Here is a 22,038-nt window from a genome sequence, read left to right on the forward strand (position 1 = left end):
CGCCGCGCGGCACGTTGAGGAGAATCGCGCCGGGTCAGACTTCCTTCTGCTGCCCGGTCAGCGTGATGTGGCCTTCAGCGCGGATCCGCTCGATCATGTGCGGGTAGTGCAGCTCGAACGCGGGACGTTCGGAGCGGATGCGCGGCAGTTCGGTGAAGTTGTGCCGCGGCGGCGGGCACGACGTGGCCCATTCGAGGGAGTTGCCGTAGCCCCACGGGTCATCGACGGTGACGACCTCGCCGTAGCGGTAGCTCTTGAACACGTTCCAGATGAACGGCAGCATCGACGCGCCGAGGATGTACGCGCCGATCGTCGACACGGTGTTGAGCACGGTGAAGCCGTCGGTGGACAGGTAGTCGGCGTAGCGGCGGGGCATGCCTTCGGCGCCGAGCCAGTGCTGCACGAGGAACGTGCCGTGGAAGCCGAGGAACGTGGTCCAGAAGTGCCACTTGCCGAGCTTCTCGTCCATCATCCGGCCGGTGAACTTGGGGAACCAGAAGTAGATGCCGGCGAAGGTCGCGAACACGATCGTGCCGTAGAGGACGTAGTGGAAGTGCGCCACCACGAAATACGTGTCGGACACGTGGAAGTCGATCGGTGGCGCGGCCAGCATCACACCGGTGAGACCGCCGAAGAGGAACGTGACGATGAAGCCCATCGAGAAGATCATCGGCGTCTCGAAGGACAGCTGGCCCTTCCACATCGTGCCGATCCAGTTGAAGAACTTCACGCCCGTGGGCACCGCGATGAGGAAGGTCATGAAGGAGAAGAACGGCAGCAGCACCGCGCCCGTCGCGTACATGTGGTGCGCCCACACCGCGGCCGAGAGCGCCGAGATGGCGATGGTCGCGAAGATCAGGCCGCGGTAGCCGAAGATCGGCTTCCGGCTGAACACCGGGAAGATCTCCGACACGATCCCGAAGAACGGCAACGCGACGATGTACACCTCGGGATGGCCGAAGAACCAGAACAGGTGCTGCCACAGGATCACCCCGCCGTTGGCCGGGTCGAAGACGTGCGCGCCCAGGTGCCGGTCCGCCAGCAGACCGAGCAACGCGGAGGTGAGGATCGGGAACGCGACCAGGATCAGGATGCTCGTGACGAGGATGTTCCAGGTGAAGATCGGCATCCGGAACATCGTCATGCCGGGCGCGCGCAGGCAGACCACGGTGGTGACCATGTTGACGGCGCCGAGGATGGTACCCAGGCCACCCACCACCAGCCCGGAGATCCACAGGTCGGCGCCGACGCCCGGCGAGTGGATCGCGTCCGACAGCGGCGTGTAGGCGAACCAACCGAAGTCGGCCGCGCCACCCGGGGTCAGGAATCCGGAAAGGACGATCAGGCTGCCGAAGAGGAAAAGCCAGTAGGAGAAGGCATTCAGCCGTGGGAACGCGACGTCGGGCGAACCGATCTGCAGCGGCAGCACGAAATTCGCGAACCCGAACAGCACTGGCGTCGCGTACAGCAGCAGCATCACCGTGCCGTGCATGGTGAACAGCTGGTTGTACTGCTCCTGCGACAGGAACTGCAGCCCGGGCCGGGCCAGCTCCGTCCTCATCAGCATCGCCATCGCACCGCCGATGAGGAAGAACCCCATCGAGGTGACGAGGTACATGACGCCGAGCTGTTTGTGGTCCGTCGTGCGCAGCAGCCGGACGACCAGCGAGCCCCGCGGCGCGTCCCGGCGCGGGTGAGCGTGGACCGCCACGGGGACCGGGGTCACGCGCGCGGGCGAATCGGTGCTCATGACAGGCTCCTGACCAGGTCGTGGACCGACCCGCACTGCCCTGTGGACAACGCCCTGCCGAGCCCGAGGTGCCGGGGCACCTCGGTCGCACGGACCTCGCGCAGCGGATCGACGATCCGGTCGCGGCGCCGGGCGGTCATCGCGGCAGCACGGTGAACGCCACCGTCAGCAGGAAGACCAGCGCGCACCCCACCACCAACGCCAACGCGAACGGCCGCGGCTCGGCCACTTCGCGGCTCGGCTCCGGCATGAACTCGTCCATCACCACTCCTTTACGCGCGCCTGACCGCCCGGATGGATAGTACGCTGATAGTTAGCACACTAATCAACAGGGCGAGACCTACCTCACGACCCTCTGTGCGCCACTGAATGTGAGCGGGCGACCCCGGCGCGCCTTCATGCCTGGCAGGTGATGCGCCGGCGCCGGGCGGCTGGTGCTGTTCGCGGCAACGGCATCGAGCGAAGGAGTCAGCCATGTCCGACGTCGAGGTCAAGCGCGAGGAAAAGCTTTCCCGCGAGGACGCCGCCCAGCGGCTCGCCGCGCTCGCCACCGCGCTGGCGGAAGGGGGCGAGGTGGAGCTCGCGCTCGGGGCCAGCACCGTGAAGGTCCACGTGCCCGACGAGGTGGAGATCGAGGTCGAGATCGAGATCGACGGCCGTGAGGTGGAACTGGAAGTGGAGCTGAAATGGTCGACCGGGAAGCCCGCCCGAGCGGTGGCCGCCAGGCGTACCGGCCGGCGATCCACCGCGGCCGCGAAATGACTTCCGCGGCCACTCGGCACCGGTGACGGTGCCGGACAGCCGTACCGGGCCGCTACCCGCCAGCCGGTACGGACGCTACCGGCTGGCCGGTATCGACGTATTCCCGACAGCACCGGGCCCGCAACGGCCGCTGGCGGCAATGTGCGCGGGCGGCGCCGCTGCGACCCTTGGTTGCATGAAATCGAACGAGCGGTCACCGCGGCGCTCCGAGCCCGAGGACCTCACCACCGTCACCGGACACACCGGTACGTCGTACCTGTGCCCGGACCTGTCCGCGGTCGACCAGCACATCACCTTGCTGTACCAAGAAATCGAGCGCACTCCCCCGTCGAGCCGGCCCGAGGTCGAGCGGACCGTGTGGGCCGACATCGACCTCCTGCTCGACCGCCGCAAGTGGCTCGAGGTGACCACCCTCACCGCGGCGCGGTGACCTGGCAGTTCGCGTGAACGGCGGCCCCGCCGCCGCCGTCTCGCCGGATCAGCCGGCCAGGCGCGGGAAGAGCACCTCCGCGTTGCCGCGGTCGATCGCGGCGGCCTCGCCTTCGGCGAAGCGCGGGTACTGCTCCAGGAACCGGTTGTAGTACGCGCCGGCCCGTTCAGGAGCGACGGACCAGTCGCTGCCGTAAAGGACGTGCCCCGGTTCGGCAAACCCCAGCAGCGCCGGCAGGACGCTGGGGCAGGCCGAGAGTGCCGTGTCGAAGTAGGAGCGTTCGAGCTCGCGCATCACGTCGGCGTCGCGTGTGGTGTCCACGACGGTCGACGTCAGCCGGAGAACCGGTAGGCGGCGTACAGCAGGAACCCGCCTCCGTGCGAGAGGGTCACGCGGACGTTCGGGAAGCGGCCGAGCATGCCCGTGAGCACCAGGTTGAGCGCAGCTCACTTGGTGTCGAAGACGTAGTCCGCCAACGGCGCCGGCGTGCCGGCCAGCAGCGGCATCGGCGGCTGGGCCGGGCGGACGAACACGACGGCTCGGTGCCGGTCCAGTTCCGCCCACAGCGTCGTGAAATCGGGGTCGCCGAGGTAGCGACCATCCACATGGACATCGGGACGACCCCGTCGGCGTGCCGGGCGTCCAGGACGTGGACGGCTTCCGCGACGGCTCCCTTGACGTCGGGCAGCGAGATGCTCGCGAAGTGCCCGACGCGGTCCCGGCAGTGTTCACCGCTCGCGACAGGTGCGCGCCTCGGCGTCTTCACCGAAGTGGGTGCCGGGTTGACCCCGCAGGACAAGCGTGTGATCGACGACGTGGAGGCCCTGGCCCAGGCCGCCGACCGGCTGTTCTACGCCATGCGCCCCTCCCGCACAGCCATCGGCGACCGCGCCGCCGGCGGCCTGTCTGGCCCGGCTCGCCCGGCTCGATCCCCTGGCCGAGGAAGCCAACGCCGCCGGGCTGCGCGTCAGCCGGCTCGCCGCGGGCGCTGAAGTCAGCGTCCCCACCGCGACCCGCATGCTCCAGCACCTGGAGGCCAAGGACCTGATCACGGCACCGCTCCCCGGACGACGAGCGGAAGGTCCTCGTCCACCTCACCGCCGACGGTGCGCACCGCCCGCCGGCCCTGCGCACCGAGCTGCGCGCGGCAGTTCGAGGTGCTGTCCCCGCTATTCGGCACAGAAGCGGCGCGAACTGACCGCGCAGCTGCAGGGGCTGGCCGACGTCATCGGCGGGAGCCTGACCGGTCCGCCGCGCTGGGCCGATTGGGTGAAGACCGTGAAGTGGGTTGGATGGGGCGCATGCCCACCGAGGTCACCAACGACTACGACAGCTTCGCCGAGGCCTACACGGCCGAGAACGAGACCAGCCTCATCAACGCCTACTACGCGCGGCCCGCGATCCTGGACCTGGCCGGAGACGTGGCCGGCCGGCGGATCCTCGACGCGGGCTGCGGGGCCGGCCCGGTGTCCGCCGCGCTGCGCGACCGCGGTGCCGAAGTGAGGGGCTTCGACGCCAGCGTCAAGATGATCGAGCTCGCCCGGCACCGGCTCGGCGCCGACGCGGATCTGCGGGTCGCCGACCTGAGCGAGCCGCTGCCGTATCCCGACGCGGAGTTCGACGACGTCATCGTGTCGCTGGTGCTGCACTACCTGGAGGACTGGTCCGCGCCCCTGGCCGAGCTGCGGCGCGTGCTGAAGCCGGGCGGACGCCTGATCCTGGCCGTCAACCACCCGATCATCTTCAAGCTGGTCCACCCCGAGTCGAGCTACTTCGCGATCACGAGGTGGTCGGAGGAGTACGATTTCGCCGGCCAGATGGCCACGCTCACGTACTGGCACCGGCCCTTGCACGCGATGACCGACGCCTTCACCGCGGCCGGCTTCCGGACGGCCGTGATCAGCGAGCCGTACCCGGCGCCGGGCGCGCGCGAGCGGTTCCCCGAGGAGTTCGGGGACAAGCACGCGTTCCTGTGCTTCCTGTTCTTCGTCCTCGAGGCCGCCTGAGTCACGCGCCCGCCGCGTCGTTTTCGTCGCGGTCCTTGTATTCGGCGAGGACCTCCTCCAGTGAGCCGTGCGCGCGGATGCGGCCCTCGTCCAGCCAGAGGGCCGTGGTGCACAGCTCGCGCAGCAGGTCCTCGGCGTGGGAGGCGAACACCAGCGCGCCGGAGCGGCGGGCGAGGTCGACCAGGCGGCCGCGGGCTTTGGCGAGGAAGGCCGCGTCGATCGCGCCGAGGCCCTCGTCGAGGATGAGGATCTCGGGGTCGATGGTGGTCACCACGCCGAGCGCGAGCCGGACGCGCATGCCGGCGGAGTAGGTGCGCAGCGGCAGGTGGAGGTAGTCGCCGAGCTCGGTGAACTCCGCGATGTCGTCGACCCGGCGCTCCATCTGCCTGCGGCTCATGCCCAGGAACAGGCCGCGGATCAGGATGTTCTCGCGACCGGAGACCTCGGGGTCCAGGCCGACGCCGAGGTCGAACACCGGCGCGACCAGAGCGCGCGGACCGTGCTGGTGGGCCACTCCTACGGCGGTTCGGTGATCAGCCAGGCCGGTGACCACCCCGCCGTCGACTCGCTCGTCTACCTGCCCGCGCGGGCGCCGATGGCCGGCGAGGACTACCCCGCGCTCACCGCGCGGTTCCCGGCCGCCCCGGCCGGCGCGGGCCTGGTGTACCAGAACGGTTTCGGCCACCTCACCGAAGACGCGTTCCACAACGACTTCGCCAACGGCGTCCCCACGGCCAGGGCGCGGGTGCTCTACGCGGCCCAGGGCCGCGTCGCGCAGGATCTCTTCTCGACCAAAACCACCACCGCCGCCTGGGAAACGAAGCCGAACAGCTACGTGATCACCACCGCCGACCGCACGACGGCACCCGAGCTCCAGCGATTCGTGGCCGCGCGGATGAAGGCGCGCACGACAGTGATCAACTCCGGCCACCTGTCCTTCATCACGCATCCCGACACGGTCACCCGCGTCATCCTCGAGGCCGTGCACCGGGCCTGAACCTCCGAACGGTCGGCGGCGCTCAGGAAGGGACGCCCCGAACTGCACCACGAGAAACCTGAGCGTGCCGACCATCATCGCCGCGGCCCCGAGGCTGCCGGCGGCGGGCGCCCCGGGGCGCGAGCGCTGTCGCCGCGATCAGGGAGCCCGGCACGACCTGCATGGTCCCGGTGACGCGGCCGAGGGTGCGGGCGCCCATTTCCTCTGCGGCCACGAGGTAAGCGGGCTGGCGACGACCACGGGCTGCGCGATCTCGACCTCGTAGTCCTGGAACTTCACCACCCCGACCCACACGAAGCGCGTCGCCAGCCGTACCGCATCACCGGCAGCGCGGTGACGGTCAGGACGCCTGGGACACTCGTCATCGCACGGCTTGGACCGCGCTCGCGATGAGCCCCAGCACGTCGTCGGGGTGGGAGACCATCGCGACGTGGTTCGTCGCGACCTCCACGGTCGTGGCCTTCATCCGTGCGGCGAACAGGCGCTGGGCCGCGGGCGGGATCGCCTGGTCGCCGTCGGCCACCAGGAACCACGCCGGGTGCGCCTTCCAGGCCGGAACGCCCATCACCTCGTCGAGGGCTGACAAGGCCAGCGGCTGCTGCACGGCGTGCATCACGCGCGCCTTGACCGGGTCGACGTCGGCGGCGAAGTGGTTCACGAAGTCGTCCTCGGGCAGCCACGCGAAGCCCTGCTTGTCGACGTCGAGGTGCGCCAGAGCCGGGGTCACCGGCCCCTGTGCCAGCAGCTTGCCAATCGTCTCGCCTTCGTCCAGGCCGAACGCCGCGACGTAGACCAGGCCGATGACGTTCGGCGCGTCCGTGCCGAGGGCGGTGACGATCTGACCGCCGTACGAGTGCCCGGCGACGATCGTCGGGCCGTCCTGGCGGGCCAGCACCTGGCGCAGCCGGGCGACGTCGGCGGCCAGCGAGGTCTCCGGGAACTGCGGTGCGGTGACGCGGTAGCCGCCGGCCTGCAGGCGCTCGATCACCGCGCTCCAGCATGAGCCGTCGGCCCACGCGCCGTGGACGAGGACGATGTTCGGTCGCTGAGCCATGTCGGTTCCTCCCCGGGCTGCCGTTTCAGAGCCCTTGGAGACTGGCGTGGCGGGCGCCGTCGGCTCATCACCCCTGGTGAGTGAACCCTCTCGCGGGCCGAGCCACGCGGCCAGCACGTGGGCCACGACCACCGCGACGATCACCAGCGGCATCACCGCCAGCCCGTCGGACGAGAGCAGGAGCGTGGCGAGCAGGACCGACGTCAGCGGCAGCCGCAGCATGACGACGCACATCGCGCCGATCCCCATCGCCACCCCGGCGACGAGTGGGAGACCCGGCAGGTGCGACAGCGCGATGCCCCCTGCGGCGCCGAGGAACATGGACGGGAACACGGGCCCGCCGCGGAACGCCGACAGCGTCACGCCGTACGCGAGTCCTTTGCAGGCCAGCAGGAGCAGCAGCGTCGGGACCGAGTACGCCGCGCTGTTCTCCAGGAGTGCCGGCAGCGCCGTCTCGCCGGAGAACAGGACGTCCGACAGGCTTCCGCCCGCGGCGGTGTAGGCGATCGCGAGCCCCGCGACCACGAGGCCCGCCGCGGGAGTCAGCAGCAGGACGTGGTTTTCGACGCGCGAGTGCAGCAGCAGCGACAGCCGGCGAATGCCCGTGCCCAGCACCGCCGCGGCCGCGCCGATGCCGAGCGCCCAGCCGAACTGCGCGAGGTCGGGATGGGTGAACGGCGGCAGCTCGGGCAACGCCAGCGAGGCCGCGCCCAGGCCGGTCAGCGAGTCCAGGCCGATGAACAGCAACGTGCCGATCCCTGCGGCCAGCAGGCCCGGCAGAAGCACCAGTCCCATGGTCGCGCCGGCCAGCCCGGACGCCTCCATCAGCAGGAACGCGCCCAGGATCGGCGATCCCAGCAGCGCGCTGATGGCGGCGAAGCTCCCGGTCGCCGCCACCACGGCACCGACCTGCTTCGGCGAGTGCGGGCGCGCGAGCCGGATCGCGCACACCCCGAGCCCGGCACCGAGTGCGATCAGCGGCGCCTCGGGCCCGAGGACGGCCCCCAGCCCCAGCGTCGCCAGTGCGGCGAGCAAGACGCCCGGCAGCTGGCGCGGCGTGGGCTCGTGGCCCGGCGTGAATCCGTAGACGGGCGGATGGCCGCCCCCGCCGGGCAGGTACCGCACCGCGACGGCGACCAGCAGACCGCAGAGGACCAACGGCGGCACCGGCCACCACAACGGCGGCCCGGCGAACCCGAGCGCACGAGGCAGATCGGTGTAGACCCAGTCCTGCAGCCCGCCGACCAGCTGGAGGAAGAAGTACGCCGCCGCGGAGATGGGCACCCCGATGATCGCGGCGAGCACCAGCAGGCGCAGGTAGGCGGGTGACCGGAGCCGTGCTGCGGGGTCCGGCCCGCCCGGCTGTCCCGGCTGCGCCTGCCGGCGCGGCCGGTCCGGGCCGTCCGCGGTACCGCCGGTCGGCGCAGGCGTGGCCGTCTCCGCCATGCTCCGCCCTCCTCGTCGTCGGCCCTGCCGCGGCGGCGCCGCTCGGGCCGACGCGGGGGGACGAGGCCACAGTGCTCGCCGCCGGTCCGCAAAGCATCGCCCGTCCCAGGTGAGCCGGATCGGCTCTCGCCGTCGGGCCCAGGTCGGGGCCGAGACCGAGGACCGTGCGATTACGGTGCGTGGCGGTGATGACCGGCCAGACGGCCGTGGAAACTACCCGGCGTTCGCGCGCTGAGCCGTGCTGAACCGGCGCTGGTACGCCGCCGGGCTGATCGACAGCTTCCGCGCGAACACCCGGCGCAGCGCTTCGTAACTCGGGAAACCGGCGAGCGTCGCCGCCTGGGTCGCCGTGTGGCCTTGGTCCAGCAGGGCCCGGGCCAGGTCGAAGCGGATGTTCTCCACGTAGCGGGCCGGGGTGGTGGACAACTCGTCGTGGAACAGGCGTGTGAGCTGGCGGGTGCTGACGTTCAGGTGCTTCGCGAGGTCGCCGAGCGAGTGCCTGGCGCCGGGGTTCGCTGTGACCAGGTCGGTGATCGTGCGCAGGGCCGGGGAGCGCGGCGGCGGGCCCTGCAGCGGGGCGGAGAACTGCGACTGCCCGCCCGAGCGCTGCAGGTACACGACCAGCGAACGGGCGACGTCGCGCGTCAAGTCGGGGCCGTGGTCCTCCTCGACGAGGGCGAGGGCCAGGTCGATGCCGGCCGTCACTCCGGCGGAGGTGTAGGTGGTGCCGTCGCGGACGTAGATGGCGTCGGGCTCGACGCGGCACGTCGGACAGCGGACGGCGAGCTCGTGGGTGACCTTCCAGTGCGTGGTCGCGCGCTTGCCGTCGAGCAGGCCGGCAGCGGCGAGGATGAACGCGCCCGTGCAGATCGAGGCGACACGGCGGGCCCCGGCGGCCGGCACGCGGGCGGCCTCCGCCAGGTCGCACGGCACGGGCGTGTGCGGGTAGAGATCGGACCCGGCCACCAGGTAGGTGTCCGGCGCGGGCTCGGAGAACACGGAGCCCTCGACCGCGACCTTGAACCCGAGGTTCGACACCACGTCCTCGCCCGTCGGGGAGACGAGCACGATCCGGTAGTCGGCGCCGAGCCGGGTGGCCTCCTTGAACACCTCCGCCGGGCCCGCGACGTCCAGCAGGGTCACCCCGTCGAAGACCAGGATCGCCACTACACGCGCGGCGGCACCCGGCCGCGCGGGCCGGGCGGCTGTCGAGGCGGAGGACGGGCGCACAGGGCATTGGTAGCACACCGTCACCACGAAAGCTCACCGGCCGAGTTTCATTACATCTCTTGACCGTAACTGAACTGATCGCTACGTTCCCTTCGTCACAGGCCCGACCGAGAACAGGTCCGGCACGGGCTGCATGCCCTCTGGCAACGAAGCCACAGGAAAGGTGAGTCGAACCATGGTGGAGACATACGTTCTGGTTCCGGGCGCGTGGCACGGCGCGTGGTCTTGGCGGCCGGTCGCCCAGCGGTTGCGCGCCGCGGGGCACAACGTGGTCGCGCTGACGCTGCCGGGCCTCGCGGACGGCGATGATCCCCGTCGTTTCACGCTCGAGGACACAGTGGACTTCCTCGTCGATTTCCTCGACACGCACGACCTGACCGACGTCACGCTGGTCGCCCACAGCTGGGGCGGATACCCCGTCTTCGGCGCGGCCCACCGGGTTCCGCACCGGGTGCGCCGCCTCGTTTTCCACAGCGCGTTCGTGCCGGAGAAGGGCGTGCCGCTCGTGGACGACGTCCCGCCGGGACACGCCGCGCTCTTCCGGCAGCTCGCGCAGGAGTCGGGCGACCATTCCGTGGTCCTCCCCTACCCGGTGTGGCAGAGCGCCTTCGCCCAGGACACGCCCGAACCGACGCAGAAACTGATCTACGAGCTGCTCGTGCCCCACCCGATGTGCTTCTTCGAACAGCCGTTGCACGCCCCCGCGCTGTCCACGCTCGGCCTGCCGGTCAGCTACCTGGCCGGCGAATGCGACCTGGCCATGCCCCCGGGCGACTACGCGTGGTGCCCGCGGTTCCCCGCCCGGCTCGGGGTGGAGCCGATCACCGTTCCGGGTGACCACGAGGCATTCCTGACCCGGCCCGACGCGTTCGTGTCGGCGCTCCTGCACTCCCACACCGTCGACGGCTGAACCGCGCGTCCCGATCTGAGTGGTTCCTGGCCGGACAAAGGCGGCACGACGGGCGCCGAGATCGGCACCATGGAAGCGGACACAATCCGCCGAGAAAAGAACGGAAGCGCAGCAGTCATGTCAGAGAGCATCGCGGGTGTGGAGGTTCCCGAGACGGCGGCCGTCGTCGAGGCGTCGCGTCTCATCCAGGAAACGACCAACCCCCTGATCTACCACCACTCCCGCAGGGTCTACTTCTTCAGCCAGTTCCACGCGCAGCGGCTCGGGGTGGAACCGGATCCGGAACTGCTCTACCTGGCCGCGATGTTCCACGACACCGGGCTCATCACGCCGTTTTCCGACGTGGAACAGCGGTTCGAGGTCGACGGAGCCGACCACGGGCGCAAGTTCCTGCTGGACCGCGGTTTCTCGGCCGCGGCCGCCGACACCGTGTGGACGGCCATCGCCCTGCACACCACGCCGGGAATCCCCGGCCGCATGGGCCCGGAAATCGCGACGACCCACCTCGGTGTGCTGACCGACGTGCTCGGTTACGGTTTCGACGGTCTGGATCTTGCCCAGGTCGAGGAAATCCTCGCGTTCCACCCGCGCGGCGATTTCAAGAACGATTTCCTGCGCACCTTCGTCGACGCGCTGAAGCACCGCCCGGAAACCACCAACGGAACGGTGAACTCCGACATCCTGGAGCACTTCATCCCCGATTTCCGCCGCACGACCACCGTCGAGCGCATCACCGGCTCGCCCTGGTCGAGCTGACCCGACCACCGAAATGGACGACCGACAGAGCCTGAGCCGCGGCGCCTCCTTCGCCCTGCTCGTGTTCGCTAACGTGCTGCTGATGGCGTCGACGAGCGCCCCCTCGCCGATCTACCCGGTGTACCTGCAGCGGTGGGGCTTTTCGGTGACGATGCTGACGGTCGTTTTCGCCGTGTACGTCGCCGGGCTGGTCGGCGCGCTGCTGACGGTCGGTTCGCTGAGCGACCATGTCGGGCGCCGGCCGGTGCTGGTCGCGTCGCTCCTGGTGGCCGCGGCCGGCACGGCGATCTTCTGGGCGGCGGGCGGGGTCGGCGCGCTCGTGACCGCCCGGATCGTGCAGGGCCTCGCCACCGGGGCGGCGACGGGCGCGCTGGCCGCCGGGCTGGTCGAGTTCTCCCCTGCGGGTCGCCCGCACCGAGGCCCGACGATGACCGCGGTGGGGACGAGCTTCGGCCTCGCCGCCGGTGGCGGTGTGACGGGCTTGCTCGTGCAGGCCGGCCCGTACCCCGACGCGGTGGTCTTCCCGGTGCTCACCGTGGCGTTCATGGTCGTCGCCGCACTGGTCTTCGCCATTCCCGAGACGGCGGGCCCGCGGCCTGGCGTGCTGACGTCGCTGCGCCCGCGCGTCCGTGTGCCGCGCGAGACGCGCCCGGCGTTCCTCGGCGCGGTGCCCGCCATCGTCGCGGGGTGGTCGCTGACCGGGCTGTTCCTCGCGCTCGCTCCGTCGCTGGTGGCCGACGTCTTGCACGAGCGGTTCGGCGCCGCCGGCGGCCTCTCCATCGCGGTGCTGTTCCTCGCCAACAGCGTGGGCGGGCTGTGGGCTGCGCGGCACACGGCGCGGATCGCGACCCTGATGGGCGCGGTCCTGCTGGTCGTGGGCACGGCGGTGCTGGCAGGCGCCCTGGGTTTCGGCTCCGCGGCCGGCTTCCTCGGCGGGTCGGTGATCGCCGGGCTCGGCGTCGGCCTGACGTTCACCGGGACGCTGCGCGGCATCAGCGCGGCCACCACCACGAAGACGCGGTCGGAAGTGTTCTCCGCCGCCTACGTCGTCAGCTACGCGGCTCTGAGCCTCCCGGCCCTGGCGGCCGGGCTGGTCGCGCCGGCCTGGGGGCTGGAGACGACCGGCTACGTGTACCTCGCGTTCGTCGGGGTGCTGTCCCTGAGCGCCGCAGTGCAGTCCTCTTCGGCCCGACGCCTCACCGTGCTCGTTGCATCCCGACACCACTGAGTGACTGTCCTGAAAGGACCTGACATGCAAGCCATCACCGCACAGGACCAAAGCGCGGGCCTCGGCGGCCTCAAACTCGTCGACTTGCCCTACCCGCACGCCGCCGAGAACGACGTCATCGTGCGCGTCCACGCCGCCGGCTTCACCCCGGGCGAGCTCGAGTGGCCCGGCACCTGGACCGACCGCGCCGGCCGCGACCGCACGCCCAGCGTTCCCGGGCACGAGCTGTCCGGCGTCGTCGCCGAGCTGGGCTACGGCACCACCGGTCTGAGCGTCGGGCAGCGCGTGTTCGGCCTCACCGACTGGCTGCGCGACGGTTCCCTGGCCGAGTACACCGCCGTCGAGGCCCGCAACCTCGCGCCGCTCGCCGCGGACATCGACCACACCGTGGCCGCCGCGCTGCCGATCTCGGGACTGACGGCGTGGCAGGCCCTGTTCGACCACGCTTCGCTGTCCGCCGGCCAGACCGTGCTGATCCACGGCGCCGCCGGCGGTGTCGGGTCCATCGCCGTGCAGCTCGCCCACGAGGCCGGGGCCGAGGTGATCGGCACCGGCCGCCCCGACGACCGCGACTTCGTACTCGGCCTCGGCGCGCACTCCTTTGTGGACACCGCGTCCTTCGAGTCCGCCGGTCCGGCCGACGTGATCCTCGACGTCATCGGCGGCGAGGTGCTCGAGCGCTCGACGAAGCTGGTGCGCCCCGGCGGCACCGTCGTGACCATCGCCGCGCCGCCCGAGGCCCAACCGGCCGACGGGCGTGCCGTGTTCTTCGTGGTGGAACCGGATCGGGTGCGCCTGGCAGATCTGGCACAGCGCGTCCGAACCGGACGGCTGAAGCCGATCGTCGGCGGCGTGCGCCCGCTCGCCGAGACGGCGGACGCGTTCGCGCGCCGGCAGCGGACTCCCGGCAAGACGATCATCCAGGTGGCGCAGTGATCAACCCGCGTGTCGCCGGCGGCCTGCTGATCACCGCGGTCGCGGTCGCCGGCTGTTCGTCCGCCCCGGAGCCCCGGCCCGCCGCTCCGGTTTCGGCTCCGGTCTCTGCTTCCGGCCACCCGGCCGAGACCCTGACCCCGCTTCTCGCCCAGGCCCTGCCGAACATCCCAGGCAAGACGTTCACCTCGTCGATCGTCACGTTCCCCCCGTCCGCCAGCGCGGTCCCCCACCGCCACGGCGACGCGTTCGTCTACGCCTACGTGCTCGAAGGCACCGTCCGCAGCCAGCTCGAAGGCCAGCCCGCCCACACCTACCACCAGGGCGAAAACTGGACCGAGCAGCCGGGCGCGCACCACGTCGCCACGGACAACGTCAGCACGACCGAACCGGCGAAGCTGCTGGTCGTGTTCGTGGCGACGACGGGAGAACAGCTGAAGGTGGACGACCCGCACGGCTGAGCCGCCGGGAACCGGTCTGGCTGGACCACCTCACCGCTTCGCGATCAGTGCTCAAGCGGTGAGGTTGTCCAGCAGCAAGGACAGGGTGAAGTCGAACCAGTCGTGACCGGACCCGGACGTCAGCTCGGCCGCATGCCGACGCGTGTGGGGAAACCGCTCGGCCGGCAGAGCGCCCAGCCGCTCGACGAGGTCCTCCCGGCTGAGCACCCAGTGGTCGTCCTGGTTGTCCCGGCGCTGGTGGACCAGCGACCGCTCCCAGGCGTACGCGGTGACGTACAGCGTGAGCGAGTCCAGCGCCCACGCGGCGGTCTGCGCGGGGACGCCGCCGGCCAGCAGGAGAGCCAGGATGCCCTCGCTGACGCGCAGGGTCTCCACGTGGGTCGGGACCAGGGCGAGCGCCGCGCGGGAGACGCCGGGGTACTTGAGGTACTGGTCGCGGATCTGGGCGTAGACGTCGTGGATCTGCTGTCGCCACCTGGCGGGGTCCGGCTCCGGTAGCGAAATCTCCGAGCAGAGCCGGGCCGATGAGCAGGTCGTCGAGATCGGTCTTCGTGGTGATGTGGGCCTAGAGCGACGACGGGCCGGTGCCCAGCACGGCCGTGACGCGGCGGATGGTCAGCGCGTCGTAGCCCTCGGTGGCGACGACCTGTAGCGCGGCATCGGTGATGCGTTCGGCGGTGATGGGCGGCTTCCGGGAAGCAGAGGGCAGAGCACGGGGGGAGGACGAGCGTCGCCAACCTGGCCGGACCGTCGATCCGCGCCGACCTCGGCGGAGGGCCGATGACGCTGCAGTGGGTGCTCTCTGCCCACACCGCGGCGTTCGCGCTCGGCCTCATCACCTCGGGCCGGCCGAACGGCATGAGCGCCTTGCGCAGGTGCTCGGGCGGAAAGACGATCTTCACCAGCGCCAGGCCCTGCGGGATCAGCACGGAGCCGAACAGGCCCTGGAACACGCGCGCGGCGATGAGGAACCCGGCGCCGGGCGCGAGGCCGCAGGCCAGCGACGCGATGGTGAAGCCGGCCAGGCCCCGCAGGAACAGCCGTCGACGGCCGAGCAGGTCACCGAGGCCGATCATGGGCCTGGCCACGGTCGCCGGCCCGGTCCTGGCCGGCTGGCTGCTGCACCTGGACCTCTTCGGCAGCGAATGGCGCTCGATCTTCCTCGTCAACGTCCCGTTCGGCGTCCTCGCCGGCACGCTCGCCTGGCGGGCCCTGCCCTGCCACAGCGGCGAGGACCGCACCGCGCGCCTCGACCTGCGGGGCGTCGGCCTGCTCACCGCCGGTTCGGCCCTGCTGATCGTGCTGCTCGTCCAGGGCCGCGACCTCGGCTGGCCGGCGTGGGCGTACGTGATGATCGCCGCCGGGCTCGTGGCCTTCGGGCTGTTCATCGCGTCCGAGCGCCGCAGCGCGCACCCGGTCATCGCGCCGTCGTTGTTCCGCAAGCGCAGCTTCGTGGCGGGCCTGCTGGTCGTCGGCGGGTTCTACGCCGCGCTCAGCGCGTTCGTCCTGGTGCTCAACCTCCTGCTGCAGTCCGGCGTCGGCTGGTCGCCGCTGCAGACCGGTTTCGCCCTGATCCCGTGGGCGGTCGGCACCGCGGTCGCGACGTTGCTGTCCGGTGCCGTCCTCGCCGAGAAGCTGGGGCGAGCGAACCTCCACGCAGGACTGGCCATCGCGGTCGCCGGCCTGCTCGGTCTCCGGTGGTCGATCTCCCACTGGGGTACCGCGATCACCGGATGGCAACTGGCCCCGGCGCTGCTCGTGACCGGGCTCGGTGCCGGGCTACTGTTCGACTTCGTCCTCGGCGACGCCACCAGCGAGGAGGTCGGCACCGGCGCCGGTGTGCTCAACGCCGCCCAGCAGTTCGCCAACGCCCTCGGTGTCGCCGCGCTCGGCACCGTGTTCTTCGCCCGCGTCGAGCAGCCTTCGCCGGCGTCTTACCTCTACGCCGCCGAGCTGGTGTTCGGCCTCTGCGCCGGCGTCTGCGCGCTGATGCTTGTGCTGGTCCGATTCCTGCCGAAGCACGCCCAGCGCTGAAGCTCAGTCGCCCAGGCCGTAGCGGCGGATGCGCTTGTACAAGGTGCCGCGCGCCATGCCGAGCCGGTGCGCCGCCGCGGTCTTGTTGCCCCGGCAGGCGGCCAGGACCTCGCGGATGATCTCGGCTTCCGCGTTCTGGAGCGGGTTTTCGTGCTCCGCCGACGACGTCGCGCTGAAGATCAGGACACGGCCGTCCTCGAACCGGCCCGGCGTGACGGGGCGGACGGTCGCGACGCGGCCGTCGGCCAGGGGCAAGTGCGAGGCCGAGGGGCCGGCTTCGCGCAGCATCGACCACAGCGTCGCGCGGTCGGGCAGGGTTGCGGTCGGGCCGCTGTCGCTGATCATGATCTCGCCGTCGAGCGTGATCACGGTGGTGCCGGGCAGGGAACGGAACGTCATGTGCGCGTCCACGAGCCGGCGCTGCCGAGGCGTGGCCGCGTCGCGAAGCGCCGAACGCAGGCGCTCGGCGAAGGCGACGACGGCGGCCATCACGAACCGGTTGGTGTGCTCGGCGCGGCAGCACACGTTGACCGAGCCGAGCAGCAGCCGAGTGGTCGGGTCGATGATCGGCGCGGTCGCACAGGTGTAGGGGTGCCAGGCCTGCTTGTAGTGCTCGGCACCGACCACCATCGACGCCGAGCGCACCGCCATCGAGAGCCCGACGCCGCAGGTGCCGACGCCGTCCTCGACGTAGCGGTGCCCGGGCTCGACCTCTACCTGTTGCAGGGCGCCGCGCAACGCGGGATCGGATTCCCAGCGCCAGGTCAGCGTGCCGCGCGGGTCGACCAACGCGACCGACGCGGCGTCGCCCACGAGCAAGTCGGCCGTGCCGGGGATGACGCGGCTGCCGACCGCGACCAGCAGGGTTTCGGGGTCGAATTCGGCAGGCGCGAGGTCGAGCCGCTCGGGATCGACGCCGGACTGCCGCGACCGCACCCACGACTCCTCGATCTCCGGCCGTGCCGCCCCGCGGCGATCGGCCTCGAGGAACTGCTGCCAGACGTCCGAGGCAGGCACAGGCGGCTCCTCTCCTGGCGGCGTCGCCGGGAAACCCGAGTGTGCAGGATCGGCCAAGCGCGCGGCCAGCCCCCGATCGGGCGGGGTGTTCATCTTTTGAACGGTTCCGCCTCGGGCCCGGTGTCGCACGGCACACCGGCGTTACCGTCGATCACCCGGCCGGCGAAGTCAAGGAGGACTCATGCGTTTCGGCGTCTTCATGGCCCCGTTCCACGCCTCACCGATCAAGAGCCCGGTGGCGGCCCTGGCTCGCGACGTCGAGACGATCAAGCTGCTCGACCGGCTGGGCTACGACGAGGCGTGGATCGGCGAGCACCACTCCTGCGGCGTCGAGCTCATCGCGAGCCCGGAGATCTTCATCGCCCACGTCGCGGCGCAGACGAAGACGATCAAGCTCGGCACCGGCGTGCTCTCGCTGCCGTACCACAACCCGTTGTGGGTGGCCGACCGCGCGATCCTGCTCGACCACCTCACGCGCGGCCGGTTCATGCTCGGCCTCGGCCCTGGCTCGCTGCCCACCGACGCGTCCATGATCGGCCTCGACCCCCTCAGCCAGCGCGGCGCACTGGAGGAGGACACCGACGTGCTGATGCAGCTGCTCAACGGCGCCGAACCCGTCACCGTCAAGACCGACCGCTACCAGCTGCGCGACGCACTGTGCCAGCTGCGGCCCTTCACCCAGGGCGGGCTGGAGGTCGGCGTCGCCGCGATCGCATCGCCTTCCGGGCCGCGCATCGCCGGCAAACACGGCCTCAGCCTCCTGTCGATCGGCGCGACGCTGACCGGCGACCTCGACCTGCTGGCCCAGCACTGGGATGTCGCGGAGGAACGCGCCGCGCAGTTCGGCACCGCGATGAACCGCGACGGCTGGCGCCTCGTCGGGCCGATGCACCTGGCCGAGACGAAGGAACAGGCCTACGCCGAGGTCGAACACGGCCTGGACGACTGGTGCGACTACCTGCAGCACGTCGCCGCCGTCCCCCACTTCGAGCCCGGCGGCGCGACATTCACCGAGCGCGTCGACTGGATCAACGCCAGCGGCATCGGCGTGATCGGCACCCCGGAGGACGCGATCCGCCAGATCGGCACCCTCGAGGCGCAGTCGAAGGGCGGCTTCGGGTCGTACCTGATGATGGCTCACGAGTGGGCGAGCCCGGCCGCCACGGCGCGGCACTACGAGCTCTTCGCCGAAGCCGTCGCCCCGCACTTCCAGCAGCGGCTCGACCGCCTCGCCGCCACGGAGGCGCAGGCGAAGAAGCTGCGCGCCGAGCTGCACAGCCGGCAGGGCCAGGCGCTGGAGGAGGCGAAGGCCCGGCACGAGGCGGAGAAGTCCGCCTGACCGGCGCGGCCACGGCGGCACGGTTCTGGTGCCGCCGTGGGAGTTTCCCCGGGTCAGGTGGGCATCGCGCCTGCGTGGGCGGCGCGGAGCTCGGCGAGTTTTCCGGCCGGCGGCGGGGTACCGAACACGGAGACGTCGCGGACGTCCGAGACCGGTTCCCGGCCCAGCGACGGGATCTCGGCGCCCGCGCGGTCAAGGAGAACCATCGCCGTGGCGAGGAAGCCTTCCACCATCGACCGCAGGATCAGGTGGGTCGAACGCTGGTAGCGGTCGGCGAGGGCGTCGACGAAGGCGGTGAAGACCGGCGGGTCGATCGCCCACTCGTCGGCGGCCTTGGGGCTGATCCCGGTCGGCAGCTCGACGATTGGGGCCACGGCCTCGGCCGAGCGGACGAACAGCAAACCGACGCCGTTGGACGGATTCCACAACGTCTTGTCGCCGAGGTCGAAGTATTGACTCATCGGCTCACTTCCCCGTCCGGTGCGTTCACGGCCGCATAAGCGTACTCAAAGCGCGCGACGCTCGGCGATCGTTTTTGCCGGAATACGAAGCGACAGTTCGCCCCCGCGTGAATACCTTCGGGCGCATGGACACCACGTCTCTCACCTGGCGCCCGCTCGCCCGCGACGATGCCCAGGCGGCGGCCGATCTGCTCAACGCCATGGAGACCGTCGACCGGATCGGCGAGAACTACACCGCGCAGGACACCCTCCAGGAACTGGTCGACCCCTACGCGGATCTGGAGCGCGCGAGCCTCGCGGCCTTCGACGGTGACGTGATGGTCGGCTACATGAAGATCCGCTACAAGCGGTTCGCGCAAGAGGTCCACCGCGTGTTCCGCGACGGCGGCGTGCACCCGGACCACCGGCGCCGCGGAATCGGTGGCGCGCTCGTCGAAGCCGGGGTGGCGGCGGCGAACACGCTGCACACGCTGCACCATCCGGCGCTGCGGCTCGCGATCGACGTCCACAAGGCCGGGCACATCGCCGGGCTGGCCGAGCTCCTGGGCCCGCTGGGCTTCGCGCCCGTGCGGTACTTCCAGCGCATGGAGCACCCGCTCGGCGCCGCGCTCCCCGACCCGGTGATCCCCGGCGGGCTGCGGATCGCGCCGTGGTCGGAGGACAACGACGAGGATTTCCGCGTGACCCGCAACGAGGCCTACGCGGACCACTGGAATCCGGCGCCGTGGCCCGCGGACAACTGGAAGAACAAGATCGCCAACCACACCCTGCGGCCCGAGGTGAGTTTCCTGTTCCGCGACGCGGCGGACGGCACCGCGGTGGGGGTGCTCGTGGCCAACCACTGGGAAGCCGACGCGGCGGTCACCGGTGTCCGCGACGTGCACTTCATGGTCGTCGGCACGATCCCCGCCTACCGCCACCGCGGCGTCGCCGGCGCGCTGGTCGGGCACGCGCTGCGGGCGGCCGCCGAGCACGGCTTCGACCGGGCCAGCGTGAACGTGGACTCGGCGCGTCCCGCCGGCGCGTCCGGGATCTTCACGAACGCGGGCTTCACGTCGAAGCGGCCGTATGTCCGCTGGGCACTCGAATTCTGAGGAGCGGGCAAGCTCACCTCCCGCAGATGAGGCCGTTCGCGACCCGCGCCCAGATGCTCGCCCTGAGGGACGCGACGCAGAACGGAGGCAGAGTCATGACGATCGGACCCATCCAGCTCATCGTACTGGGATTTCCGGACCCGGACTTCCACGGCGCGATCATCACGGAACTCGAGCGCCTGAGGGAGAGCGGCACCGTCAACGTGGTCGACGCGTTGGCCGTGCACAAGGATTCCGACGGCGGGATCGAGGTGGCCCACCTGAGCAACCTCAGTGACGAAGAAGCGATCGAGTTCGGCAGCAAGGTCGGCGCGCTGATCGGGCTCGGGATCGACGGCGAGGAAGGCATGGCCGCCGGCGCGCTCGAAGGTGCCGAGGAGGCCGCCGAAGGCGTCGAGATGTTTTCCGACGAAGACGCCTGGGACGTCCTCTCGGAGATCCCCGACGGGTCCGCCGCCGCGCTCGTGCTGCTGGAACACCGCTGGGCCATCCCGCTGCGCGACGCCATCGCGGAGGCGGGCGGGTTCCGCATCTCCGACGGCTTCGTCAGCCCGCTCGACCTGGTCGCCATCGGCCTCGTGACGGCGGAGGAAGCGACCCAGTTACACGCCTTCGAAACAGCCACACCCAGCCGCACCTGAGACAGGAGGCAGACCATGTTCGGATCCCGCAGGATCGCCCGCCGCACCTCGCGGCGCACCGCCCGGCGCGTCAGCAGGCGCCGGCGCTGAACTGCCTGTGTCGCGTCGACGGGGAACGCCCGCGCGGCAACGACACCGGCCGAGCTCGACGGCCGCCGCCGCGCTGTCCGATGTGGACTGTCCGGGATGGTCCAGCGGCCGCGGTCAGCACATGATCGTGGCGTCGGCGGCTCCCCGGAGGTGACGGACAGGCGGGAGCTGATCGACGAGACGGCCGCCTCGAGCTACCGCGTGTCCGAAACCCGCGGAAACCCGCGAGGTCCACGGCGCGCACTGCCACCGACGCCACCGGCGCCGCCCGCCTCGGCGAAAGCCCGCGCCGGGAACGCGGCCGTGCCGGACGTCGGCGGCTCACAGCGCGGCGATCGTGGCGTCGACCACCCGGAGCGCCCGCTCGCGCCCGCCGGCAAGCCGGGACAGCACGCGCAACCCCACCACTGTGGCCAGCACCATGCTCGCCACTGCTCGGGAATCGCGGTCGCGTGCGAGCTCACCCGTCCGCTGCCCCTCCTCCACGAGGGCCCGAAACGCCTCTTCGACGTGGTCGAACATCCACCCGACCGAGCCCGCCGCGGCGGCGTCTGCGCCGCCCAGCTCCGCGGCCGTGTTCACCGCCAGGCAGCCCCGGCGATCCGGGTCCGCCAGGTCCATCTCGACGAGCTCGCGCAACGCCCGCCGCAGCCGCTCCTTCACCGGCCCGGGTCCACCGAGCGCGTCGACGAGCCGCTGCGCCTCACGGTCCCGGTAGCGCCTCAGGGCCCGCTCGAACAGGCCGTGCTTGCTGCCGAACGCGTGGTACAGGCTGCCTTTGCCGATCCCCAGTGCGTCGACGAGGTCCTGAGGTGTCGTGGCCGCGTATCCCTGCCGCCAGAACACCTGCATCGCCTGCTCGACGGCGACGTCCGGATCGAACTGCCTCAGCCTCCCCATGTCCGCGACCGTAGTCAATTGTGTACCTTCAGGTCAACAAATGGCCGCCGACCCCTTACCCTGGGCGTATGTCGGACAACGACCGCCCCGCGTGCGTCGAGGACGTGCACGAGCTCGCGCTCGCGATGCCGCACGTCAAGATCTGGCCGGGGTCGGAAGGCAAGCCCGTGTACCAGGTCGGCGGCAAGTCGTTCGTCTTCTTCCGCAACCCGCGACCGGACGCCTTCGACCCGGACACTGGTGAGCGCTACCCCGATGTGATCGTCTTCTGGGTCCCATCGGAAGCCGACAAAGAGGCGCTCGTGCAGGACGAGGCCACGCCGTTTTTCACCACCCCGCACTTTCGCGGGCACCTGTCGGTGCTGGCACGAGCGTGCCGCCTCGGCGAGCTCAGCCGCGGAGAACTGGCGGAAGTGGTGCAGGAGGCGTGGCTTTCGCGCGCCTCCGCCCGTCGCGCGGCCGCGTGGCTCGCTGAACACCCACCGCCGACCGGGTGACG

Annotated in this window: 26 protein-coding genes and 2 pseudogenes; 14 read left to right on the forward strand and 14 right to left on the reverse strand. The window is 71.0% G+C overall.

Going from position 1 to position 22,038, the window contains the following annotated elements:
• Window positions 1–34 precede the first annotated feature (34 nt).
• On the reverse strand, window positions 35–1,750 hold the full coding sequence (ctaD, locus tag AB0F91_RS06240) for a cytochrome c oxidase subunit I (protein ID WP_360595285.1): 1,716 nt from the start codon (window positions 1,748–1,750) through the stop codon (window positions 35–37).
• 136 nt (window positions 1,751–1,886) lie between these two features.
• Window positions 1,887–2,012, reverse strand: a complete 126-nt coding sequence (locus AB0F91_RS06245; RefSeq protein WP_360595287.1) for a hypothetical protein — start codon at window positions 2,010–2,012, stop codon at window positions 1,887–1,889.
• A 212-nt stretch (window positions 2,013–2,224) separates the two neighbouring features.
• Here AB0F91_RS06245 and AB0F91_RS06250 point away from each other — a divergent pair, with 212 nt between their 5' ends.
• Together AB0F91_RS06250 and AB0F91_RS06255 are read left to right on the forward strand one after the other, a co-directional pair.
• Window positions 2,225–2,512, forward strand: coding sequence for an amphi-Trp domain-containing protein (locus tag AB0F91_RS06250; RefSeq protein WP_360595288.1), 288 nt, complete (start codon window positions 2,225–2,227; stop codon window positions 2,510–2,512).
• A gap of 175 nt (window positions 2,513–2,687) precedes the next feature.
• Window positions 2,688–2,942, forward strand: coding sequence for a hypothetical protein (locus AB0F91_RS06255; RefSeq protein WP_360595290.1), 255 nt, complete (start codon window positions 2,688–2,690; stop codon window positions 2,940–2,942).
• A 48-nt stretch (window positions 2,943–2,990) separates the two neighbouring features.
• Here the strand turns inward: AB0F91_RS06255 and AB0F91_RS06260 are convergent, their stop codons facing one another.
• The 3 genes from AB0F91_RS06260 to AB0F91_RS06270 all read right to left on the reverse strand — a co-directional run bounded on the left by AB0F91_RS06260 (window position 2,991) and on the right by AB0F91_RS06270 (window position 3,961).
• A complete protein-coding gene (locus tag AB0F91_RS06260; RefSeq protein WP_360595292.1) occupies window positions 2,991–3,263 on the reverse strand; it encodes a hypothetical protein in 273 nt (90 codons plus the stop codon).
• Window positions 3,264–3,388: 125 nt separating this feature from the next.
• On the reverse strand, window positions 3,389–3,547 hold the full coding sequence (locus AB0F91_RS06265) for a hypothetical protein (RefSeq protein WP_360595294.1): 159 nt from the start codon (window positions 3,545–3,547) through the stop codon (window positions 3,389–3,391).
• A gap of 123 nt (window positions 3,548–3,670) precedes the next feature.
• On the reverse strand, window positions 3,671–3,961 hold the full coding sequence (locus tag AB0F91_RS06270; protein WP_360595296.1) for a hypothetical protein: 291 nt from the start codon (window positions 3,959–3,961) through the stop codon (window positions 3,671–3,673).
• A 282-nt stretch (window positions 3,962–4,243) separates the two neighbouring features.
• Here AB0F91_RS06270 and AB0F91_RS06275 point away from each other — a divergent pair, with 282 nt between their 5' ends.
• Window positions 4,244–4,948 (forward strand): class I SAM-dependent methyltransferase, encoded by a 705-nt coding sequence (locus tag AB0F91_RS06275; RefSeq protein ID WP_360595298.1) that lies wholly within the window; start codon window positions 4,244–4,246, stop codon window positions 4,946–4,948.
• 1 nt (window position 4,949) lies between these two features.
• Here AB0F91_RS06275 and AB0F91_RS06280 read toward each other — a convergent pair.
• Window positions 4,950–5,432, reverse strand: a pseudogene (locus AB0F91_RS06280) (ATP-binding cassette domain-containing protein); the annotation flags it as partial.
• A gap of 15 nt (window positions 5,433–5,447) precedes the next feature.
• Here AB0F91_RS06280 and AB0F91_RS06285 point away from each other — a divergent pair.
• Window positions 5,448–5,945, forward strand: a complete 498-nt coding sequence (locus AB0F91_RS06285) for an alpha/beta hydrolase (RefSeq protein WP_360595300.1) — start codon at window positions 5,448–5,450, stop codon at window positions 5,943–5,945.
• A 138-nt stretch (window positions 5,946–6,083) separates the two neighbouring features.
• Here the strand turns inward: AB0F91_RS06285 and AB0F91_RS06290 are convergent, their stop codons facing one another.
• From AB0F91_RS06290 to AB0F91_RS06300, 3 genes are all read right to left on the reverse strand, one after another.
• Entirely contained in the window at window positions 6,084–6,239 is a 156-nt protein-coding gene (locus tag AB0F91_RS06290; RefSeq protein ID WP_360595301.1) for a DUF417 family protein, read from the reverse strand.
• A 67-nt stretch (window positions 6,240–6,306) separates the two neighbouring features.
• Window positions 6,307–8,445 (reverse strand): alpha/beta fold hydrolase, encoded by a 2,139-nt coding sequence (locus AB0F91_RS06295; protein WP_360595302.1) that lies wholly within the window; start codon window positions 8,443–8,445, stop codon window positions 6,307–6,309.
• A gap of 213 nt (window positions 8,446–8,658) precedes the next feature.
• Window positions 8,659–9,675, reverse strand: a complete 1,017-nt coding sequence (locus tag AB0F91_RS06300; protein ID WP_360595304.1) for a GlxA family transcriptional regulator — start codon at window positions 9,673–9,675, stop codon at window positions 8,659–8,661.
• A gap of 175 nt (window positions 9,676–9,850) precedes the next feature.
• Here AB0F91_RS06300 and AB0F91_RS06305 point away from each other — a divergent pair, with 175 nt between their 5' ends.
• From AB0F91_RS06305 to AB0F91_RS06325, 5 genes are all read left to right on the forward strand, one after another.
• Window positions 9,851–10,585 (forward strand): alpha/beta fold hydrolase, encoded by a 735-nt coding sequence (locus AB0F91_RS06305; protein WP_360595306.1) that lies wholly within the window; start codon window positions 9,851–9,853, stop codon window positions 10,583–10,585.
• Window positions 10,586–10,702: 117 nt separating this feature from the next.
• On the forward strand, window positions 10,703–11,341 hold the full coding sequence (locus AB0F91_RS06310; protein WP_360595308.1) for an HD domain-containing protein: 639 nt from the start codon (window positions 10,703–10,705) through the stop codon (window positions 11,339–11,341).
• A 13-nt stretch (window positions 11,342–11,354) separates the two neighbouring features.
• On the forward strand, window positions 11,355–12,569 hold the full coding sequence (locus AB0F91_RS06315; protein ID WP_360595310.1) for an MFS transporter: 1,215 nt from the start codon (window positions 11,355–11,357) through the stop codon (window positions 12,567–12,569).
• Between the two features lie 24 nt (window positions 12,570–12,593).
• Window positions 12,594–13,505, forward strand: a complete 912-nt coding sequence (locus AB0F91_RS06320; protein ID WP_360595311.1) for an NADP-dependent oxidoreductase — start codon at window positions 12,594–12,596, stop codon at window positions 13,503–13,505.
• Complete coding sequence (locus tag AB0F91_RS06325; RefSeq protein WP_360595313.1) at window positions 13,502–13,963, forward strand: cupin domain-containing protein; 462 nt, start codon at window positions 13,502–13,504, stop codon at window positions 13,961–13,963. Before AB0F91_RS06320 ends, AB0F91_RS06325 begins: the two co-directional genes overlap by 4 nt.
• Window positions 13,964–14,014: 51 nt before the next feature.
• Here AB0F91_RS06325 and AB0F91_RS06330 read toward each other — a convergent pair whose 3' ends face one another.
• A complete protein-coding gene (locus tag AB0F91_RS06330; RefSeq protein WP_360596268.1) occupies window positions 14,015–14,506 on the reverse strand; it encodes a TetR/AcrR family transcriptional regulator C-terminal domain-containing protein in 492 nt (163 codons plus the stop codon).
• A 380-nt stretch (window positions 14,507–14,886) separates the two neighbouring features.
• Window positions 14,887–15,039, reverse strand: a pseudogene (locus tag AB0F91_RS06335) (MFS transporter); the annotation flags it as partial.
• Between AB0F91_RS06335 and AB0F91_RS06340 the strand changes: the two are divergent.
• Entirely contained in the window at window positions 15,038–15,997 is a 960-nt protein-coding gene (locus AB0F91_RS06340; RefSeq protein ID WP_360595315.1) for an MFS transporter, read from the forward strand. The pseudogene AB0F91_RS06335 and the gene AB0F91_RS06340 overlap by 2 nt on opposite strands.
• Window positions 15,998–16,000: 3 nt before the next feature.
• Here AB0F91_RS06340 and AB0F91_RS06345 read toward each other — a convergent pair whose 3' ends face one another.
• Complete coding sequence (locus tag AB0F91_RS06345) at window positions 16,001–17,014, reverse strand: helix-turn-helix domain-containing protein (RefSeq protein WP_360595316.1); 1,014 nt, start codon at window positions 17,012–17,014, stop codon at window positions 16,001–16,003.
• Window positions 17,015–17,195: 181 nt separating this feature from the next.
• Here AB0F91_RS06345 and AB0F91_RS06350 point away from each other — a divergent pair, with 181 nt between their 5' ends.
• Window positions 17,196–18,353: an LLM class flavin-dependent oxidoreductase gene (locus AB0F91_RS06350; RefSeq protein ID WP_360595318.1), complete on the forward strand. Its 1,158-nt coding sequence runs from the start codon at window positions 17,196–17,198 to the stop codon at window positions 18,351–18,353.
• A gap of 53 nt (window positions 18,354–18,406) precedes the next feature.
• Here AB0F91_RS06350 and AB0F91_RS06355 read toward each other — a convergent pair whose 3' ends face one another.
• Complete coding sequence (locus tag AB0F91_RS06355; protein WP_360595319.1) at window positions 18,407–18,814, reverse strand: DUF6086 family protein; 408 nt, start codon at window positions 18,812–18,814, stop codon at window positions 18,407–18,409.
• A 125-nt stretch (window positions 18,815–18,939) separates the two neighbouring features.
• Here AB0F91_RS06355 and AB0F91_RS06360 point away from each other — a divergent pair, with 125 nt between their 5' ends.
• Together AB0F91_RS06360 and AB0F91_RS06365 are read left to right on the forward strand one after the other, a co-directional pair.
• Window positions 18,940–19,908: a GNAT family N-acetyltransferase gene (locus AB0F91_RS06360; RefSeq protein ID WP_360595321.1), complete on the forward strand. Its 969-nt coding sequence runs from the start codon at window positions 18,940–18,942 to the stop codon at window positions 19,906–19,908.
• Between the two features lie 95 nt (window positions 19,909–20,003).
• Complete coding sequence (locus AB0F91_RS06365) at window positions 20,004–20,549, forward strand: hypothetical protein (RefSeq protein WP_360595322.1); 546 nt, start codon at window positions 20,004–20,006, stop codon at window positions 20,547–20,549.
• 411 nt (window positions 20,550–20,960) lie between these two features.
• Here AB0F91_RS06365 and AB0F91_RS06370 read toward each other — a convergent pair whose 3' ends face one another.
• A complete protein-coding gene (locus AB0F91_RS06370; RefSeq protein ID WP_360595324.1) occupies window positions 20,961–21,539 on the reverse strand; it encodes a TetR/AcrR family transcriptional regulator in 579 nt (192 codons plus the stop codon).
• 68 nt (window positions 21,540–21,607) lie between these two features.
• Between AB0F91_RS06370 and AB0F91_RS06375 the strand changes: the two genes are divergently transcribed.
• Complete coding sequence (locus AB0F91_RS06375) at window positions 21,608–22,036, forward strand: MmcQ/YjbR family DNA-binding protein (protein ID WP_360595325.1); 429 nt, start codon at window positions 21,608–21,610, stop codon at window positions 22,034–22,036.
• Window positions 22,037–22,038 lie beyond the last annotated feature (2 nt).

Source organism: Amycolatopsis sp. NPDC023774, from assembly GCF_040639695.1.
In the GTDB taxonomy this organism is placed as follows: Bacteria; Actinomycetota; Actinomycetes; order Mycobacteriales; family Pseudonocardiaceae; genus Amycolatopsis.

What these genes read in the sequence shown, in the direction of transcription:
- AB0F91_RS06295 (WP_360595302.1), bottom strand. Translation starts at nt 8,445, where the DNA reads ATGGCGGAGACGGCCACGCCTGCGCCGACCGGCGGTACCGCGGACGGC.
- AB0F91_RS06310 (WP_360595308.1), top strand. Translation starts at nt 10,703, where the DNA reads ATGTCAGAGAGCATCGCGGGTGTGGAGGTTCCCGAGACGGCGGCCGTC.
- AB0F91_RS06355 (WP_360595319.1), bottom strand. Translation starts at nt 18,814, where the DNA reads ATGAGTCAATACTTCGACCTCGGCGACAAGACGTTGTGGAATCCGTCC.
- AB0F91_RS06245 (WP_360595287.1), bottom strand. Translation starts at nt 2,012, where the DNA reads ATGGACGAGTTCATGCCGGAGCCGAGCCGCGAAGTGGCCGAGCCGCGG.
- AB0F91_RS06315 (WP_360595310.1), top strand. Translation starts at nt 11,355, where the DNA reads ATGGACGACCGACAGAGCCTGAGCCGCGGCGCCTCCTTCGCCCTGCTC.
- AB0F91_RS06360 (WP_360595321.1), top strand. Translation starts at nt 18,940, where the DNA reads ATGGACACCACGTCTCTCACCTGGCGCCCGCTCGCCCGCGACGATGCC.
- AB0F91_RS06375 (WP_360595325.1), top strand. Translation starts at nt 21,608, where the DNA reads ATGTCGGACAACGACCGCCCCGCGTGCGTCGAGGACGTGCACGAGCTC.
- AB0F91_RS06255 (WP_360595290.1), top strand. Translation starts at nt 2,688, where the DNA reads ATGAAATCGAACGAGCGGTCACCGCGGCGCTCCGAGCCCGAGGACCTC.
- AB0F91_RS06340 (WP_360595315.1), top strand. Translation starts at nt 15,038, where the DNA reads ATGGGCCTGGCCACGGTCGCCGGCCCGGTCCTGGCCGGCTGGCTGCTG.
- AB0F91_RS06250 (WP_360595288.1), top strand. Translation starts at nt 2,225, where the DNA reads ATGTCCGACGTCGAGGTCAAGCGCGAGGAAAAGCTTTCCCGCGAGGAC.
- AB0F91_RS06365 (WP_360595322.1), top strand. Translation starts at nt 20,004, where the DNA reads ATGACGATCGGACCCATCCAGCTCATCGTACTGGGATTTCCGGACCCG.
- ctaD (WP_360595285.1), bottom strand. Translation starts at nt 1,750, where the DNA reads ATGAGCACCGATTCGCCCGCGCGCGTGACCCCGGTCCCCGTGGCGGTC.
- AB0F91_RS06320 (WP_360595311.1), top strand. Translation starts at nt 12,594, where the DNA reads ATGCAAGCCATCACCGCACAGGACCAAAGCGCGGGCCTCGGCGGCCTC.
- AB0F91_RS06350 (WP_360595318.1), top strand. Translation starts at nt 17,196, where the DNA reads ATGCGTTTCGGCGTCTTCATGGCCCCGTTCCACGCCTCACCGATCAAG.
- AB0F91_RS06370 (WP_360595324.1), bottom strand. Translation starts at nt 21,539, where the DNA reads ATGGGGAGGCTGAGGCAGTTCGATCCGGACGTCGCCGTCGAGCAGGCG.
- AB0F91_RS06275 (WP_360595298.1), top strand. Translation starts at nt 4,244, where the DNA reads ATGCCCACCGAGGTCACCAACGACTACGACAGCTTCGCCGAGGCCTAC.
- AB0F91_RS06270 (WP_360595296.1), bottom strand. Translation starts at nt 3,961, where the DNA reads ATGCGGGTCGCGGTGGGGACGCTGACTTCAGCGCCCGCGGCGAGCCGG.
- AB0F91_RS06305 (WP_360595306.1), top strand. Translation starts at nt 9,851, where the DNA reads ATGGTGGAGACATACGTTCTGGTTCCGGGCGCGTGGCACGGCGCGTGG.